The sequence below is a fragment of the Cyanobium sp. ATX 6A2 genome (genome assembly GCF_024346355.1).
GTDB lineage: Bacteria > Cyanobacteriota > Cyanobacteriia > PCC-6307 > Cyanobiaceae > NIES-981.
The window spans coordinates 1-3,276 of record NZ_JAGQCU010000041.1; the positions used below are offsets into that span (position 1 = coordinate 1).

Genomic DNA, 3,276 nt, shown 5'->3' on the forward strand with positions numbered 1-3,276 from the left:
CGCTTCTTGGCGGTGGCCTGCTCGTAGTCACCGAATCCGAGCTGCTTGCTGCCCATCATCCCAGTGCGTACCAGCGATTGCAGAGGTATTTTCGCGCGGATGGCGCGGGTTTTCCAGAGCCTCCCTAGCTAGAAGTGGTCTTCGCGGTGTAGGTATTTCTGCCCATTCACGGCCTCCCGAAGATTTCACCGAGCACCTTCAAGGGATTCTTGAAATCCTGTATTTCTGGGAGCCAAAGAAGGAGAACCTTCACGACTGGGCAGGCCAGGTGGCGCTTCCTTCTTGGAAGATCAACCAACCGGATACCCCATCCAGCGAAAGTTGCGATTATGAGCGGGAGCACATGTTTGCAATCACATGGGATGGAAGGATCGCCGCCTGTTGTTACGATATTGAAGGCCAGACTGGTCTTCATATTGATGATATAGTTTCCAATGGATATATTTACACGCCAGTGAAGCTCTGCAAAACCTGCACCCTTGGCCGTGGTGACAGCAAATGGCTAACCCCACCTTCATTCAGTTCACGTGCAAGGGCTTGACTGCTCGCCCAAGCACTGTTAAAGGATAGTGAGGATCATCATCTGCTTCAGGAAAGTCCTGCAAGTCTTCAGTGCAGAGGCCCTCTAAGAAGGAAATTGCAGAAAACACATTGCCGCGACTTGTAACTTCAATATCATGTGGTGGGAATTTTAGCATGAGGAGCTTCCTTAGAGCATTTGGGGAAAAGGACCACATCCAGTAGTCATGCCACTCACCTTTATCGATATTAGAAATACCCGGGACAGTAACAAGTACTACGCCCCCAGGCTTAAGGATGCGATAAATAGTTGTGATTGTAGAAGGGAGATCAAAGATACAAACCAACACCTGAGTAAGTATCAAGCAGTCAAAAGTGTTGTCTGGGATTTGGGGTGCATGACTCAAGTCCCCTATTATTGTAGAGCCGAGTGCTCCCTCCTTCACGTGAAGGACATCACGGTGAGAGACGCGATCGTCGCCAAACTTCCTTGTATAGCTATCATCGCCTATCTCCAAAACTCTGCCACGTATGTCCTGCCGGTGCTGGTGAAGAAATTGCTCGATGAATGGTCGGTCAATCGGCGTTCCACGGTCGTAGCCAAACCACCGGCTGATCGGCTCCACGCGGGCAAGATCGCCGAAAGCTACCTTTCCCACTTCAGGACGCTCAGTTCTCAACACTCGCTGACTTGACTCTTCTGCACAAAGCCTCTCGCTGGCTGATCGACTTAGTTCCAACCATTGTCTAGATTTAATACCAAGTTCGTACTTGTCGTAGAGAATTTCAGGAACCTCCGGTGGCTGAGTAAAGTCGTAGCAGGGTGCGAGACGAAACCGCTCAACCTCAAGAGGGAAGGTTTTCAAAAGTTCTAATTGACTGGCATAGCACTGGTACAGACCCTTTTTATAAGTTCGGGAGTCTTGATCAAACATGATAGACATGCCCTCATAGTTATCTTGTGCAAATTCTCCAAGGACTCGTTCTCCACCGGAAGAGAAATACGAAGTCATCTCAACCAGGTGTGGCAGTGTTTTCCCAAGGCGTTTCAACACCATCAACGCATGATGGCATGAAAAAGCAACCGCATCATGATCTGGGTGCCCACCTTCATAGGGATGTGTAATAACAATATCTGGCTCATGCTCGCCAATCAGGGCAACAATGGAGTTAGCAAGAGCTTCTAACTGATAGCTTAGCTGCTGATCATTAAATCCTAGATTGAGAAGGTTGGTGGGCGATAAGCCCATATAGTTCATAGCATCCTGTGCTTCTTTTAGCCTTGCAGACTTATAAGCTTCGAGACTTTTGAAGCCAGCCCATCGAGCATAGCGGGGGTCATCGGGCACCCCGCCCGTGACATGCACCACTGTGAGACTTGACAAAACCGGCAAGACCACGCCCGCGCCCACGCATTCATCATCTGGATGAGCGCAGACAATCATCACCTTCTGAAATTCAGATCCTGTGAGTGATCTAAAGATTGCGGCTGCTGCACTAGGCTTCAACGGAACCTGGCCCAAAATCGCCATGAATCTAAATTACTTCTTCTATTTTAGCATCGTCTGGATGCGACCGACCTCGTTCCAAGCCTCAGGCGAAAGGCAGTTTCCCACTCGCCTGAGAAGCATATTGGTAAGAATCCAGTCTACTTCTCGCACTTGGAATGCGACTAAGGCTTCAGAATGGGAATATTGCAGTAGGAGAGGACGAAGGGTCGAAAGGATCATTGCAAGATCTGAAATACACGCCTCAACAGCCTCTCGATTGCCAATATTAGTTGTACTGCCAGATCGACGGCAGTAGCCATAATGCACCTCGTTCTCACTGGCATAATGTTCAATGAGATCATACAATATGATCGTGCATAGCATATCTTCGCAAAAGTTCAAGCGTTGCTTTTGAGAAATGCCCAGTTTTTCTAGAGAGTTAATTGCCTTGCTCCAGCACCTGCGGCGGATAAGCTTATTAGCCAGATTGTTATGGGATTCCCCTCTGAGATAAGCCTCAAAGATGTCCTTGCCATGGCGTTCTAATTGGCCATTGAACCGGGAGAATAGCCTAGGAGCCCTGTTTGGTTCACAAACCAGAAATGGACACTCGACTATATCGGCTTTGGTATCTACAGCCCTGGTATACATTTGACCAAGAAAGCCCGACTCTACATAGTCGTCATGATCCAGAAACCATAGATAATCGCCCCGCGCATGAGCAGCCCCCACGATTCGGGCCGCAAACGCCCCACAATTCTCGGAAAGCCGAATAACTTGCACAGCAATACCAGACTGGCGAAGCACTTTCATCTCAACAGCTTTGAAAGAACAACCATCAGCCACAACGACTACTTCGAAGTTTGTAAAAGACTGGCATTCTAGCGCTTGTATTGCGACCCTGATCTCTCTCCTTTTGCCATAGAATGGAATAACAACCGAAACAGCTGGTCGGCTAGTTCCGAAAGAAATAGCATGCCGCAGCCAGCGGCTAACTGCTGAAGAAGGCGTCACTTGTGGCAAGGATGAGTACAATCTGCCAAGCATACTGGATCGCGAAGGCCTGTATCCCTCCCAAGAGAAAGATTGACGACTGACAAGATTAATCAGAGCCAAGACTCCATTCTCAACTCAAATCGAACTAACTTGTGCGGATTATGCCGCCGTGGAAGTAACCGGGTCGTCTGCACGGCAATGAATTTGAGCTTCTTCAGCAAGAATCACTTAGGAGTTTGCAAAAACCCACTTGAGTAGGCGAATGAACCCT

2 protein-coding genes are annotated in these 3,276 nt (G+C 48.7%); both read right to left on the bottom strand.

Annotated elements, in window-relative coordinates:
• Positions 1–518: 518 nt before the first annotated feature.
• Complete coding sequence (locus KBY96_RS16160; protein WP_254980578.1) at positions 519–2,051, bottom strand: bifunctional PIG-L family deacetylase/class I SAM-dependent methyltransferase; 1,533 nt, start codon at positions 2,049–2,051, stop codon at positions 519–521.
• 18 nt (positions 2,052–2,069) lie between these two features.
• Positions 2,070–3,023 (bottom strand): glycosyltransferase family 2 protein, encoded by a 954-nt coding sequence (locus tag KBY96_RS16165; protein WP_254980581.1) that lies wholly within the window; start codon positions 3,021–3,023, stop codon positions 2,070–2,072.
• Positions 3,024–3,276: the final 253 nt, after the last annotated feature.

Bases quoted from the DNA above. Each gene is read 5' to 3' on its own strand.
- KBY96_RS16160 (WP_254980578.1), bottom strand. From the start codon at position 2,051: ATGGCGATTTTGGGCCAGGTTCCGTTGAAGCCTAGTGCAGCAGCCGCA.